The organism is Microvirga zambiensis WSM3693, assembly GCF_016735695.1.
Classification (GTDB): Bacteria; Pseudomonadota; Alphaproteobacteria; order Rhizobiales; family Beijerinckiaceae; genus Microvirga; species Microvirga zambiensis.
The window spans coordinates 12,124-27,341 of the sequence record NZ_JAERQD010000064.1 but is presented as its reverse complement, the minus strand read 5'-3'; the positions used below and the strand labels follow the sequence as shown (position 1 = coordinate 27,341).

Here is a 15,218-nt window from a genome sequence, read left to right as displayed (position 1 = left end):
GGGCATGAACAGGTTGGGCAGCTTCACGCCCCCGGCATGGCCCAGATACATGAACTCGTCGGCGGTCACTTCCGTCTCCAGCGGCCGGTCGGGATCGGAGCGCCACTCGGGCAGCAGGCCGTCGAGGCCGATCGGGTCGATCACCGCGCCGGACAGGATATGGGCGCCGACCTCGGAGCCCTTCTCGACCACGACCACCGAGATGTCGGACCCTGCCTGGGCCGCCTTCTGCTTGAGGCGGATGGCGGTGGCGAGACCGGCTGGACCCGCGCCCACGACGACGACGTCGAACTCCATCGATTCACGGGCGGGCAGATTCGTCATAGCGTACCCCACTCGGTATTGCGCTGCGTACGCATTTACTTCAAGGCCAGAGCGTTCGCGGGAGAGCCCACCCCTCCCACAAGGTTCAATGGTTTTGCGGTGACCATAAACTCATAGATTCCATCAGCCGCGCAATCCTTGGCCAATTCGTCCAACTTCCACAGCTCTCCGAGGCACACGCCTAATAGGGCGATCAATTCAGGATGCATCATTCGCCCAACATTATTAGCAAACGGGGACGACTGAACGCTGGGCATTACTTCAACCGCGACCGTATCGCTCGCAACTACGGAGAAATGGTTGTCCCATATCCACGCGAGCATCTCGGAGGACTGTTCAAGGCCGCAGAACGTCCGATCCTTGATGATCTGAGCGCGCTCCTCATCGCTCAGGTCGAGCAAGAAATGTCTTGCCCAGCCTGTGTGGAGCAGAACGATATCTCCGCGCTTGAAGTGTATCCCCTGCTTTCGAGCAGTCCCAGTAAGGTCATCCAGGGTGATTGGATCCGCAGTTCGGAGATTTAACGCGCGTCCTTGCTTCCAGCGATAGTCATAGACGTCAAGCAGGACACCACGGCCAACGATACCTTTACGAGCAATATGTTGCACCCCTAGTGCCGGCAATCCAGATCCTACTGCATCATCGCTCACGTCGCTGTAGAAACCATAGGTTCTGTGGCGATGGTGTCTGAGACCATCGATGTGCGAGCTTCCTTGAGGGAAGAAGTCGTTCACATAATCGTCGCGAACTTGTCCCTCATGGCGGCACACCGCGAAGTGCTGCAGCATCTTTCGGTATGGCGACACCGGAGGCGCGAATGCACTAAGCTCATAATCTAAACCGAAACTTGCACCCCGTCGCACCAGAGATGCAGCTTCGAGGGCATTGTCAGCGCCAAGTAGATTGATCGTTCCAATCTGGTCGTCGGCGCCAAAGAGTCCCCAAGCTGATCCGGGTGGGCCATCGGTTCGGGCAACGAGATCCGCATAGGTCGGAAGATTGCTTCCCTGAGGTATTTTGGATTTCATGTCGTTTTGTGGCATGGTCCCACCGTTGCGATTTCTTCAAGCCAATACAACCGTGATAACAGCTCTCGATTGCGCTCCGGAACACCGAGCAGCACGATATTCTGAATATTTCCACCGCTCCCACCATATCGACCGTATCGCTGAAGCTCCTCAATCTCGGTGGGCCCTGGGATAAATCCAAGCTTAACAACGATGTCAGAGGCACTCTTGGTATCTCGTAGGCAGGGCGAAAGCCGGCTTCCAGCTGTCGCTATTCCAACTAGGTATGGTGCCCCATAGAGAGCGCCGATGATGATCAGACCGAGAAACACACGGATGGCCGCGTTTCGTGTGCTCATTGGGCACCTCCCCTCGAGGCATCAGTGATCGTACCCCACCGCACAACCGTACGAGCTGCAATCCACGAAACGAGAAGGTACTCGAGAATGACACCAAGTACTGCAATTGTAATGCAGCCCGCAAGGATCCGGTCAGATCGTTGCAAAGTGGCGGATTGATTGATCCATTGCCCAAGACCTTGCGGCGCCCCTAAGAGTTCGGCAGCGATAAGGCTTCGCCAAGCGAAACTCAGACCGACACGCAAACCAGTCAGGATATCAGGCGCCGCGCCTGGTAGGATGACACTCCGGATGATATCCCATCTGCCTCCACCGAGTGTGAGTACCGACTCAGCCAAACTTGGCTGCACCCGCGACACGCCCAGTGCTGTGTTGGCGAATACAACGAAGAACATGCCATTCCAGATGACGAAAGTGGACATCCCGAGTCCGGTGCCGAACCATGCGAGAGCGAGCGGAATCCATGCAATGCCCGCGATGCCGGACATAGCGTTGATCACAGGTTCAACCGCTACACGCGCAGTCGGGCTCAAGCCCACAATGAACCCAAACAAGATCCCCGTTGAAATTCCGACAGCAGCGCCGAGTAGGAGGCGCTGAACGCTGATCAGAATGTCTATGAACAGCCTCCCAGAGGAAGCCGCATCCCACCACGCCTCCCCGACCGCGAAAGGGCCAGGAATAACATAGCTTGGGACTCCGATTGGGCTCGCTATGATAAGCCACGCCAGCAACATCGCCAGGAGTGATAGAGCGGTCATGTGCCACGACACGAGCCTGAAACGGCCCATACTTGAGTTGGATGCACTCACTTGTGTCTCCTACAGCGCTTTCCACCGGCTTGAAATGACCTGATCCCACGGATTCAGGAGGAGGCGGTCTATCACGAGGAAAAGCAGACAAATGACGATCATAACCGCGATGATTTGATCTACTTGATTGGAGGCACGCGCTTGAGCAAGCAGCCGCCCCAATCCGTTGCTTCCGACAATCAGCTCACCGGCTATGACGGCACGCCATCCGTAACTGAGCGTAAGTCTGATACCTACCACGATGCCCGGGATAGCTCCTGGCAAATAGACATCTCGGATGATGCGACTCGTGCTAGCACCGAGCGGCCGCAGACTGCTTGCATACACGGGCGGAATTTTCTGCACACCTGTAAGGACCGAGAAGAATAAAGGAATAGCAGCAGTATACAGGAGGGTTGCGTAAACAGCCTTCTGGTTGAAACCGAACCATACAATGAACAGAGGTATCAGTGCGATTGCAGGAACCGAACTTATAAACCGAACCATGGGCTGGATGAATGCCGCGGTGCGGCGACTTAAAGCAAGAAGCATGGCTACCGGAATAACGACAATGATACAAATTCCGCTGCCGATCAGAAGTGTTGAGAAGCTCGCCTGTGCCGCCCATATCAGCGTACCGCGTGCGATCAGAGTTCCGATCGCATTGATGCACGCTAGTGGGCTCGGGAGCACCGACGGGTTGTTCATCAACTTCGAGGCGACGCCCCAAGCTGCCACGAGCGCGACCAGGGTACCGAGCTGCAGCAACCATACGGGAAGCTTGAACATTGCAGCGCTCCGAGTCCTTCGCGCTAGGGCAGGCCGTCGCGACTGGGAGGATAACCTCGCTGCCGGACCTCCACTTTGGGCTTGCACGGTAGTCATCGGCGTCAATGTCCCTCATTGCGAGCTGTCGGTGCTTTCCGGCCACGGACGAGTTCGAAGACGTGTGCGGAGATTGCTTCTATGCGCGGATCTTTGATCATATCTTCCCAAGTGCGCTCCGATCCCATTGGAGGAATGGGGACGATTTCCAGAACTCTGCCCGGCCTTGCTGTCATGGCAACGACGTAGTCTCCAAGAAAGACCGCTTCCTCGACACTATGTGTGATGAAGACCACTGTCCGGTTTGTCGCATGTGTCAGTCTGATTAACTCTTCCTGCAGAGTGATCCGGGTTATCGCATCGACCGCAGCGAATGGCTCGTCCATCAAGATGACGGGCGGCTTCGTTGCCCATGTTCGCGCCACCGCCACGCGCTGCCGCATCCCACCGGACAACTCCCTTGGATACTTGTCCTCAAACCCCTCAAGACCGATCAACGAAACCAACTCTGCTACACGGCGTGCTCGCTCAGCCTTTGGCGTGCCAGCAATCTCAAGTCCATGAGCTATATTACCGGCAACAGTCCTCCACGGTAAGATCGCCAACTCCTGAAAGACCATCCCACGTTCTTTGGAAGCACCTTGGATCAGCTTGCCGTCGTAGAGAGCTTGACCAGAAGATGGCATCGTCAGACCGGCAAAGATCCTCGCAAGCGTGGACTTCCCGCAGCCGCTTGGCCCGACAACTGTAACGAAATCCCCTTCATGGATAGTAAGGTTTACGTTGTCGAGAGCAACAACCTTCTCGCCCCTTGCCTCGTAGCCATGGCAGAGATCAACCGCCTGCAGCAGTACCTTTCTTGGCGATATAGCTGGCGATGCTCCGTCGTAAGCAGACTTGATTGCTTGTGCAGCCATCAACAAGTTCCTCACTGAATTGCGTTGGAGAGGCCGCCGCATTGTGCGGCCGTTTCAGGCAGCGGCTTTAGATCATTCAACAGCTCCGGGTGCTTCGTAAGCAAGCTCTGAATGAAGTCGGCCTGAACGATCGTCTCATACGGGAAGGGCGTTGCTATTTTCATTGCGTTGGCTGCAATGAGTGAATCCTGTTCTTGCATGACAGCAGCTTTCGTACAGGGCGAGATCCGAGGGTCGAACTCTGCTTGCATTGCCTGCAAACCGGACGTTGCATCGGCGTGGTTGAGGCCTTGAATATAGCGCTGCGCGATAGTTGCCGCGGCAGCCGGATTTTGGCGAGTGAACTGTACTCCCTTCCACGCGCCAGCGACGTAGCGTTCGACAAGATCGCGGTTCTGCGCGAAGTACTTGTCAGTTACCATGACGCCGACAACGCTCGAGCCATAAGGCCCTCCGCGGGAAACGACTGCGGCCTTATCGCCTTGCTCCCTAATAATCTGACTGACGTAAGGCTCCCATGGAACAACGGCATCGGCATTTCCCTGGGTCAAGGCGACTGACATATCTGGAACACTCAAGTTCACCAGCTTGACATCGCCCATCCCGACTCCTCTTGAGGCGAGATAGCTCTTTAGGTACGACTCGCTAGTGCTGCCCAGCGACGCCCCAATTGTCTTTCCTACAAGTGACTTCGCGTCTCCAGCCTTCACGCCGGATTTTGTGGAACCGATGACGGCCACCCGGGCGACCCCATTCACGACCATCGGGTTGTTATGATAGGGGCCCACGAACGTTAGCTGGTTGCCTGCCGCTCGCGACAATGGAATGCTCGAAGTGGCTGTACCGGCGCCGATATCGGCTGCCCCGCTAACCAGAGCTGTAGCAATTTGCGATCCGCTGTCGAGAACCTGAACGGTTACATCCAGCCCTTGTTCGCGCCAGTAACCATTCTCAGCGGCCACCATCATTGGTACATTATTCAGAGCGCCAGCAAATAGGACCTTGAGGGGCTTGCCTGCAGTAGCTGATTCAGTCTGCGTTGGCGCCACGGGCTCATTGCACCCGCTGAGGGTGATTCCGACGAGGGCGATCATTAACAGTCGGTTTGACCATGCATCTAGCATCCGTGAATCTCCTCCCCGAGAATGTTCATGTGCTTGCTGGGGATCATTGAACCGCCCCACTTTCTTACACTGGCTGATATCGATACTGTCCCGTATGGACGGACGCTGTCCCAGTGATATAGCACCGGCTTTTACGTACAGCAAGTACCGAATGTGACGAGTTTAACATCAAGATACCAAATGCTCGCCAAGCCTTTCGGCGACCGATGGGTGGGTAGACGAAAAGCTATGCTTCCGGTGAACTCCCTATCAACGCCTATACCAATCGCCCGCACCGCTTATTTGAATGATCGGGATCGGATCCACACTTTAGACAGGCCGGAGGATATGTACCGTGAAGCATTCAAACTATACACGGAAGGTGAGAAATGTTATTTCACACATAATTCATCGATGCCAAAATATGTTGAGCACGGCTTTAAGGACCAGAGAACGAGATGCGATGCCAAGAACCCCATAGGATCGATTAAATAAGATTCGTTGAGGCATGTGTGCCCGACGTGATTAAATGGCGAACTCTGGGTCAGCACACGAACGGACTCGATAAGCCGGCATGACTCCTCAAAATTTCGAAGGCGAGACGGTGAACCCGTGAATGACGACAAGATGAGAGCTACCGCTCAAGACCAAGACACTAACGATGAAGCAACCTCACAAGCTGGGGGGTTGGTGAGTTTGGTCCCCGATACTCTATTTGCGCTTACTGAACGCCCCCAAGGGTCAAGCATTCGCGCGATCGCACAGGCGACCAACAACAGTCGCAGTTCGACTCATCGTATTCTGCAAACCCTTGCGAAGGCTGGGTATGCCCAGCAGACGGATAACGGCGGCTACGTTGTCGGTTCAAAATTGCTGCTGCTCGCGGCGCGGGTGTTCGGCGCTGTTCCGGTCCTTGAACTAGCGCACTCCATCATGCGAAATCTCGTCGATGAAATCGGCGAGACCTGCTATCTCGCGACGTATTCACCGGCCGATGACTTCATTACCTACGTCCACCGAATTGAAAGCGACCACCTTGTTCGGTTCGTTCAGCCTCTTGGGGTAAAGCTTCCACTGCACGCTGGAGCGGTCGGCAAGGCGATACTCGCAGCTCTTCCAAAGGTCGACTTTTCGTCTCTTGATATGGTTGCCTATACCGCGCGCACACTAACTTCTGTCAAGGAATTGCAGGCAAACCTTAGTGTTGCCAAGAAACACGGCTATGCGACAAGTATCGAAGAGCGCGTGATTGGAGTTGCTGGCGTAGCGGCTGTCGTTCGTTCAGGAGACAAAGTGATTGGGGCACTCACGGTGTCCGTTCCATTGTCACGTATTCCTGCAAAAGGACTCGACATTCTCGGAGTGGCAGTTCGCAAGCATGCGGACGAACTGTCCTCGGCCCTAACGTCAATGGGCGTGGAACGCATTTAGCTAAAGCCCACTGTTCCATGGTTCGTGGCGTTGGCTTTCAAGTAGCCGTGGTTGCTGGCGGCAACCTGCCGAGCGCTTGCCGAAGGAAAGCAAACGCGGGGCCTGTGATGGACGGCGAGGAAAAATTACGAGCATCTGTGTCGGCCGGCTGCCGAAAATCGGCCGACACTGTCACGGCAGCCTCCGGTCTGCGCCGGTCGACCTCTAGAGCATCGGCTCCGACCGTGGATTTACCTCTTGAATGCCCTATTCTTGAACGAGCGCATCGCTGTGCGCAGAAAGCTGGAGCCACCTTTTCGGACAACGCAAGCCCCGCCAACTGCGACCCGAAAAACGTCGTTGAGCTCCCGCTGTTATAGAATTCTTCCAGAGCTAATGCTTGGCTCTAATAAGACTGGCTTCGAGTCTCAGAAGGCGGCTGGGGCACGTCGAAAAGGGGCTCTCAAGCTCAACGAGACGATCGTGAAGCACTTGGCCGATCTCGTGGGGGAAATGACATCAAGGCTTGCGTCATCGCCGCCGCTCTCGGACGCGCCATCGCCTTTCGGATATCGCCCGGTCAGGCGCACGAACCGCCGCAAGCGGTCCCGTTGCTGGACAGCCTGCCCAGCATACCAATGTGGGTGGTTGGAGATCGCCGCTACACCAGCCATGCCTTTCACGAGCATGTCTGGAGCCTGAGTGCCCGACCGGCGATCCCACCACAGCACCACGAGGCGCCGGTCGCCTGTCCAGACTGGATCTATAACAACCGCAATGTGGCCGAGCGACTCTGGGCGAGGCTTAAGGAGTGGCGGGCTGTTGCAACCCGCTACGAGAAGACGGCCTCATCGTTCATGGGCATACTTTGCCTCGCCGTCGCCCTCGACTGGCTCAAGACCTAACAGGCCCTAGTCTTTGGGAAAGGTTGCTGAGTACCTGTGCCCCTATAGGGCAGAGTTACAGATCCAGGCGATACCCGAATTAACCCAGCCGCCTCGTGTCCCACTTGACAAGACAGCGTCCCAGGTTCACCATGCGCCGCATAAGCGACCAATGGCAGGGACAGTTAGGCTTGCGCGGGAGAACTGAGAATGTGAGGCATGCGCCTATATCGATGTCTTTAAGCGTGCGTCCGCCTCAAAAAGGTCCCGCATGGCCAAACTTGAAAGAAGTGTCAACTACCGCGTGGACGCGACACCTGCACACTGTCACCTTAAGCTCGACAGGGAGAGGGAAAGTTGTCGGATGTAACAAACATAGCCATAGGCTTGAGACAAAGGGTCGCCCCGCGAATCAGTTCTGCTGTCAAGCGCCGGCAGAGTTCAAGGAGGGACATGCTGAGGTTGCCCACGCTCATTAGAACTTGGGCAACAAGGTGGTTTAGGCACGTCCGGCGATTAGCGACGAAAGCAGTGACAGAACTGCTGAAGATACAGTTGGTCTGCGATCACCCGACGCCTATTCCTTGGGATTACGCAGCCAGATGCCCGTTTCCCGATGAGATCAACGGGAGCGGCAATAAAGGCTGCAATATCGAACGCCGACACAAGGCACCATTCAACTAGAAGCCGGCTCCGCGGATTTGGCGGATGCCACGATAGATGATGCCCCAGTGCTCTAAAGCGAGGTTAAGGTGAATATTGAGTCAGCGCTCACTTCGGTTGTCGGCTCCAGCAACGTTTTAACTAACGACGATGCCGCTCCGTATCTCACGGACTGGCGGGGATACTATCATGGATCGGCGCACTGCGTGGTACGCCCATCTACGACCGACCAAGTTGCCCAGATCGTGAAGCTCTGTGCCGAACATCGCACCGCAATTGTCCCGCAAGGCGGTAACACTGGGCTCGTCGGTGGGGCCACGCCCGACGCAAGCGGTATGGCTGTTGTCTTACTTACCACTCGATTGAATCAGATTCGGGACCTTGACTTGGCTAACAACACCGTGACAGTCGAGGCAGGATGTATTCTCGAAAGCCTGCAAAAATATTGCAAAGACCATGATCGCCTCTTCCCACTTTCACTTGCAGCCGAAGGGAGCTGCACGATAGGTGGAAATCTTGCTTCAAATGCAGGTGGCTCGCAAGTTCTCCGCTATGGAGCCATTCGCGACCTAACGCTGGGTCTGGAGGTCGTGACATCGGATGGGCAGATCTGGAAAGGTCTGAACGGCCTGCGGAAAAATAACACGGGATATGACCTCAAGTCTCTGTTCGTCGGCAGCGAAGGTACGCTAGGCATCATTACCGCCGCCACTCTTAAGGTCTTTCCAATGCCTCGTGTTCGGCATACTGCGCTGGTCGCAGTTGAAGGCATTGAGCATTGCCTCGCGCTTCTTGAACGCGCCAGAGCCGCATTCGAGGCGAACTTAACGGCCTTCGAGGTAATGGCAGATGTCTGCCTACGGCTCGTCACCGAACACTTTCCAGACCAGCATCTTCCCTTTCACGAGCTATCGCCACACGCTCGCTGGTACGTGTTGCTTGAGATCGCCGATAGCAACATAGAGGACCATGTGCGGACCAGCTTCGAAACGATGCTGGGCGACGCATACGGGGCGGCCGAGATCGTGAATGCCGTCGTCGCGAACAGCATCGATCAGAGCCGTTCGATGTGGCATCTACGAGAAAGCATCACACTGGCGCAGGCGAAATCGGGGAAAAGCATAAAGCACGACATCGCGCTCCCTATTTCGCGGATCCCTCAGTTCGTTGACCAGATGGGTCAACATCTATCGAAGGAATTCCCCGGTCTCACGATCATGCCATTTGGACACTTGGGCGACGGAAATCTTCATTACAACGTCGCCAGCTCCGATGACTTTAACCCGGAGAAGCTACTACAAAGTCAGGATGAAATTTATTTGGCCGTCCATGACACCGTTCATGCGTATGGAGGATCAATTAGCGCAGAACACGGCGTTGGACAGCTGAAGCGTCGAGAGTTGAAGCGATACAAGACGTCGCACGAACTCAATATGATGCAAGCAATCAAATCGGCACTTGACCCCCTGAACATTCTCAATCCGGGGAAGCTCCTTTGAGCTATAGAATTCAAATCCCTTTGCGATTCACAATGGTCGCTCGAATGGAGACAAAATGAAGTACGTGAGCTTTGCACTTTCAGGCCAAGCATCTTGGGGATACCTTGAGGGTGAGAACGTCGTGGCGGTCGGGCTTGGCGATGGAGCTCCCGTGACGCTCCGAGACGCGATCGCAAGCGGGATGGATCTGTCAGCGTCATCACGGCAGGCACCTCGCTTGCGACTATCTGAGGTCGAGTTGCTACCAGTCATTCCTAATCCTGGTAAGATTATCTGTGTAGGGTTGAACTACGAGGATCATCGAAAGGAGTCGGGGCGAGCGCAAGTAGGACATCCGACGCTCTTCGCACGTTTTGCAAACTCTCAAGTCGGGCACAATCATCCATTAGTGCGCCCGAAAGAGTCGACCGAATTTGATTACGAGGGCGAGCTTGCCCTTGTGGTGAGCAGGCGCGGGAGGTTCATCCCCTCTGACGAGGCATTCGAGTATGTTGCCGGTTACGCTTGCTACAACGACGCTTCGATCCGTGACTGGCAACGGCATACGTCACAGTTCCTTCCTGGCAAGAACTTTATTGCGACAGGCGCATTCGGACCGTCTCTAGTAACCCCAGATGATGTCGGACCGCTCGACGACCTTCGGATCAGGACACGACTCAATGGCGAAATGGTTCAAGAGTCCACCCTTGGACATATGATCTTCGACATTCCTACGATCATTTCGTATTGCTCGACGTTTACCGAGCTGGAGCCGGGTGACGTCATCGTAACGGGGACTCCCGGAGGTGTCGGAATGAAGCGGACCCCTCCCCTCTGGATGAAAGACGGAGATGTTGTCGAGGTTGAAATCGATCGTGTCGGACTTCTCCGGAATTCTGTCATCGACGCCCGGTGAACCAGTGTCGACAGAGACTTGCCGACGCTTCAGAACATCGGTCCGATGCTGGAAACAATTCACTATCACTGCCTCAGTACAGAGGAATTTTCTTGTCGAGGCATATCACTACTCTGCACTGAACGAAAACAACTGATGAATTAGTCCGAAGGTAATGAGAGATGAATGTGAAGGCACAAGAGGCTCCCCGAAGCGCACAAGCCCCTCAGATAGAGACTATGCTTGAGGTTGTTGAACGATTCCAACCTGGCGTGCGTGCTCGCTTCGCATTGCGCTGCACCGCCGACCCAGCTTTTGCGGAGGCTGCGCTCACCTATGCTGCGAGCGTCTTCTCACGCCCTTCATTAGATTCGAGAACCCGGCTTCTGGTCATGACGGGTCAATTCACAATGGCCCGCAGGCACGCTCGGCTTCGTGAAACGATAGTCGCTGCCTGTAACCACAAGCTTGATCTCAATGAGGTCCTCGAGGTCATTCTCCAGTGCTCCATTTATGGCGGAGAGTCGATTGTCGATGAGCCGATGGACATATTCCTTGAGGAAGTCTCCGCCCGCGGGCTTTTGGACCAAGTGAAGACAAGGGCGCTTCGTCCGGGCCAACGCAAGTCTGAGCGGTCCCTGCATGAGGAGCGCCGGACGTGGCATCCCGAGGATGCCGCTGATCCGAGAGCCGACCAGTTGATGGACAAATATGGTTGGCATGGGATCAGCATGGCTCTCGTCCTGCGCCCTCGTCACACATTGGACAACGCTCAGTTCCTTGGATCACTCGACGAAGAGTTCACCCGGGCTTTTTATGAGTTCGGCTATAGCGAGATGTACGGGCGGCAGATTTTGGATCACCGGACCCGCCTGCTCTGTATGGTCGGCAATACCCTGGCAATCGGAGAGATCGTGCAGACGCGGCACCACATGCGGACTGCGATTCGACAAGGTGCTTCAGCCCGTGAGGTTCTGGAGGTTCTATTCCAGTCTGTCGTGACGATTGGTCATCCAAACATTGTCCCGGAGCGTTTCAAGGACTTGGTCCAGATCGTCGAGTCCGAGCCTGGGGCCAGTTTATAGTCTATGCGAGACGGTTTAAAGCGAGGATAACAATGAGCGAGCGCACGATCCTGGTTGTTGGTGCAACCGGCCTGGTCGGAACAGCAGCGACCGAACACTTCTCGGCGCTGCAAGGTTGGAATGTCGTGACCCTTTCGCGTCGGCCGCCTAAGAACAGGAAGGTGGAGCACCACATTGCAGTCGATCTGACGGACGCTGACGCATGTCGCGCGGCGTTTCAACAGGCACCGAAAATCTCCCATATTTTGTACGCCGCTCTTTATGAGGAGGAGGATCTGGAGGCAGGCTGGCGTAGCCAGTCGCAGGCAGGAATCAATCTTCGGATGCTGCAAAACGTTGTCGAAAGTGTTGAGGCAAAATCGGCGCTTAAGCATCTTACAATTCTCCAGGGCGGGAAGGCCTACGGCTCCCATCTTGGACGGGTCCCTGTGCCAGCCAAGGAACGTTGGCCCCGGATGCCTCACCATATCTTCTACTGGCAGCAGGAGGACTACCTTCGGGCACGGTCAGCGGAACGTGCTTGGACCTTCTCAATCCTTCGTCCACAGCTCATACTAGGTGATGCCCTCGGGAGCCCGATGAATATCATCGCGGCTATCGGTGTATACGCCAGCGTCCTTCGAGACATGGGGCGCCCGCTGACCTTTCCAGGCGGTGGAACCTACGTAACGGCGTGCGCGGATAGCCGTCTCATTGCCCGGGCGGTAGAATTCTGTGCCACGCAACCGGATGCTGCCGGAGAAACGTTTAATGTCGTGAATGGAGATGGCGTCGTCTGGCGCGATTTGTGGCCTTCGATAGCTGCACACTTCAGTATGCAGTCGGGCGGGGACGAGCCGTTGCGACTTAGCGAGCAAATGCCATTGCTCTCGGATCGATGGAGCAAAGTCGTGGCGGACCATGGCCTAAAAGAACTGACAATGGAGGCTATTGTGGGCGCATCTTGGCAGACGGCGGACCTGACGCTTGGTTACGGTCGAGAGCGCCCTTTCGACAGGCTCATGAGCCCAATCAAATTGCGTAAGGCAGGCTTTGGGGACTGTATGGATACCGAGGATGCAATCTTGTATTGGCTGAGCCGCATGCAAGATCGCCAAATTCTGCCTCGTTAGCCTGACAGCGGCGGTTCCCGAGGTCCGGATTCAGGATCTTTATGGCGCCCTCGCGACTACTCCAAAACGGAGATCTAGCCGAGGATCAATGCTTTCGGCTGTCTCGTTTGTCTCTGTCGCCTTCCCAGTTTGGAGAGGCAGCATCTGCCTGTGTCTCGTCAGGCCACTTCTCAGGAGCGAAATCTGCAAAAAGATAGTTGTCCCGGACGAACTGGAAGAATCTCTCCATTTGCTTGTTCACCAGGTGTAGCAACTCTCGGAGGTGAGTGCGCATCACAGATTCTCCCGGACAATCTTTGCCATGACGAACTCGCCTGATCGACCCCGAATCCGCCGTTGCACGTGTCTACCTCGCCAACAGTTTTCTGTATCGCCGGCAGTATGCATTCACCAAGGCATTGATGGCAATGCATCAAAGGTAGACAATTTGCCTGAGGCCTCTCCGGAGTGATTGCTTCAGCCAAGGTACAACTTAGATCGACGCTGAAGTGGCCAAGGACAGGCAAATCTTGCCCCACCATAGGGTAGCCTGGCGAAGTCCCTATTGGAGCATCGAACGCAAAAGTGGGGACCGGTTTTGCGTGTAAAGATGCGAGAAACAAAGAATGAGAGCATCGGACGTGAATTCGAACTCACGTCCGACGCTCTAGGATAGGCTTAGCCCTGCCTCACCCAGATCTTGGATGTCCTTTGGCAAAGTATTTCGCGTGCTGTCGAGCTCGCTGTTCAGCGGCTCCAGTAGGCTTCCCGCCATGCTCAGACCCACTCCTATGGCGCAGATGGTACTCTCGCTGCAGGCTCTCTCCAATGCTCACCCACCTTCCGCGCGACTTGAGACTTCTCCAGCCACTCTGGGCGCTCTTTCCGACACACAGATCGCAGTTTTCGAGCCTAAATCGTCTGTCCCTATTGACGGGACCATGTCCCAGTAATAGCCTTAAGGCACCACATCGGGTGGACACCCTCAGAAGCGAGGCTTAGATGGACAAGCTAATCATCACCGTAACCTGTGACAGTGACTCGGCATTCCCGGGCAACCCACATAATCCCACGCCCAAAGGCATGGATACAGTAGTGACAGAGTATATTCGCGGCATTGATGCTGGCGCTGCTATCAGTCACATCCATGGGCCGCGCAAACTTGACGACGCTCCGCAGCCTGACGGTTCAAGGCTGTCTACATTGCAGATACCTGGCTGGGGTGAGATGCAGCAAGCGATTGAAAGCCAGCGCGACACGGTCATGCAATTCGGAATTGCCGGCGGCCGATTCAATCAGCGCAAGGAGCTTATTCGCACCTATCCGCCCGAGATGCTCTCTGTGGCCTTCGTGCCCCATGATGAGTGCTTCGACTACGATCCATCTCGGGTGCCGAAGGAGATTTACGGAATCCATTCACGCACCGAGCTTGAGGAGTATTGCACGCTCTGCAACGAACTCGGGGTCAAGATTGAGGTTGAAGCGTTTCACACTGGTGGCTTCTGGAACGCCCAGAGAATGATGGATAAGGGACTTCTTTCTGGACCGGCCTGGATCACGTGCTTCTTCGGCTGGCGCGGAGGCTCTTGGACGCCACCTACGGCGGACGCCGTCCTTTACATGAAAAAGCACCTTCCGAAGGGAACGAACTGGAATGCAAGCGTCATGGATCCCGAGGAGCATTGGAAGGTGCTGACGTCGGTCATTATGGAAGGCGGCCACGTTCGCGTCGGGATGGAGGACAATCCGTTTATTCGTCCGGGCGAGTATGCCCGCACTAATGGAGAACTCGTTGACAAAATCGTTCGCATCGCTCGCGAGGTAGGCCGTGAAATTGCTTCACCGCACGAGGCGCGCGAAATCATTGGACTGAAGCCTAAAGTGAAGCGCGAGGGGCAAAGTCAGGTTCTCGAGCACGCTTGAGATCACTGACGTTTGGTCGCAAACTGCGGTGTAGATCGCCAGATCTACACCGCTCTCCTCTTTACAGCTAGCATCAGGCAATCTGCGCTCCATCCATTGAAGGGCGGAGCGGAGTCATTCTCGGTCGGACAACTTTTGGCACGTCGATTCGCCGGACCAATTCTCTCGATTGCGCTACACTGACTGCGTTGGTTTGATCGATCAAACCGCCCCTCTCCAGATTGCATCAGTCGATGGCACCTCACGAGCTGGGAACATTAGTTAGGAGCCGAGGCGACCGATAGAACTAAGGTCATGGGGTTAACTGAGGCGTTTGCTTGAATTCCTTCTCCTGTAACCACCCGTTGGATGTCGTGAAAAGGAGCGCCCCCCACGCGAAGGCAGTAGACGGCGTCTCGTCTTTGTCCCGTGCCCTCTGACGAACGTATGATAAATACGCGCTGCGTGAGCAGTGGCGGCTTCT

12 protein-coding genes and 1 pseudogene are annotated in these 15,218 nt (G+C 55.5%); 7 read left to right on the top strand and 6 right to left on the bottom strand.

What is annotated here, in order from left to right; all coding sequences use genetic code 11:
* From JKL46_RS28780 to JKL46_RS28755, 6 genes are all read right to left on the bottom strand, one after another.
* A partial coding sequence (locus tag JKL46_RS28780; RefSeq protein ID WP_201840157.1) for an FAD-dependent oxidoreductase occupies positions 1-324 on the bottom strand: 324 nt, incomplete at its 3' end.
* A gap of 35 nt (positions 325-359) precedes the next feature.
* Complete coding sequence (locus JKL46_RS28775) at positions 360-1,367, bottom strand: cyclase family protein (protein WP_201840152.1); 1,008 nt, start codon at positions 1,365-1,367, stop codon at positions 360-362.
* 319 nt (positions 1,368-1,686) lie between these two features.
* Entirely contained in the window at positions 1,687-2,502 is an 816-nt protein-coding gene (locus JKL46_RS28770; protein ID WP_201840149.1) for an ABC transporter permease subunit, read from the bottom strand.
* A gap of 9 nt (positions 2,503-2,511) precedes the next feature.
* Complete coding sequence (locus JKL46_RS28765; RefSeq protein ID WP_201840146.1) at positions 2,512-3,270, bottom strand: ABC transporter permease; 759 nt, start codon at positions 3,268-3,270, stop codon at positions 2,512-2,514.
* Between the two features lie 101 nt (positions 3,271-3,371).
* Positions 3,372-4,223 (bottom strand): ABC transporter ATP-binding protein, encoded by an 852-nt coding sequence (locus JKL46_RS28760; protein WP_201840143.1) that lies wholly within the window; start codon positions 4,221-4,223, stop codon positions 3,372-3,374.
* 11 nt (positions 4,224-4,234) lie between these two features.
* A complete protein-coding gene (locus JKL46_RS28755) occupies positions 4,235-5,347 on the bottom strand; it encodes an ABC transporter substrate-binding protein (protein WP_201840140.1) in 1,113 nt (370 codons plus the stop codon).
* A 591-nt stretch (positions 5,348-5,938) separates the two neighbouring features.
* Here JKL46_RS28755 and JKL46_RS36440 point away from each other — a divergent pair.
* The 7 genes and pseudogenes from JKL46_RS36440 to JKL46_RS28720 all read left to right on the top strand — a co-directional run bounded on the left by JKL46_RS36440 (position 5,939) and on the right by JKL46_RS28720 (position 14,755).
* Positions 5,939-6,757: an IclR family transcriptional regulator domain-containing protein gene (locus JKL46_RS36440; RefSeq protein WP_201840137.1), complete on the top strand. Its 819-nt coding sequence runs from the start codon at positions 5,939-5,941 to the stop codon at positions 6,755-6,757.
* A gap of 408 nt (positions 6,758-7,165) precedes the next feature.
* Positions 7,166-7,641: pseudogene (locus tag JKL46_RS28745) on the top strand (IS5 family transposase); the annotation flags it as partial.
* A gap of 731 nt (positions 7,642-8,372) precedes the next feature.
* Positions 8,373-9,782 carry an FAD-linked oxidase C-terminal domain-containing protein gene (locus JKL46_RS36695; protein WP_201840135.1) on the top strand — a complete coding sequence of 470 codons (1,410 nt, stop codon included), beginning with the start codon at positions 8,373-8,375 and terminating at the stop codon, positions 9,780-9,782.
* Positions 9,783-9,837: 55 nt separating this feature from the next.
* A complete protein-coding gene (locus JKL46_RS28735; RefSeq protein ID WP_201840132.1) occupies positions 9,838-10,677 on the top strand; it encodes a fumarylacetoacetate hydrolase family protein in 840 nt (279 codons plus the stop codon).
* A 218-nt stretch (positions 10,678-10,895) separates the two neighbouring features.
* Complete coding sequence (locus tag JKL46_RS28730; RefSeq protein ID WP_201840129.1) at positions 10,896-11,741, top strand: carboxymuconolactone decarboxylase family protein; 846 nt, start codon at positions 10,896-10,898, stop codon at positions 11,739-11,741.
* 32 nt (positions 11,742-11,773) lie between these two features.
* On the top strand, positions 11,774-12,853 hold the full coding sequence (locus JKL46_RS28725; protein ID WP_201840113.1) for an SDR family oxidoreductase: 1,080 nt from the start codon (positions 11,774-11,776) through the stop codon (positions 12,851-12,853).
* Positions 12,854-13,834: 981 nt separating this feature from the next.
* Complete coding sequence (locus JKL46_RS28720) at positions 13,835-14,755, top strand: beta-keto acid cleavage family enzyme (protein ID WP_201840111.1); 921 nt, start codon at positions 13,835-13,837, stop codon at positions 14,753-14,755.
* The last annotated feature ends 463 nt before the right edge of the window (positions 14,756-15,218 follow it).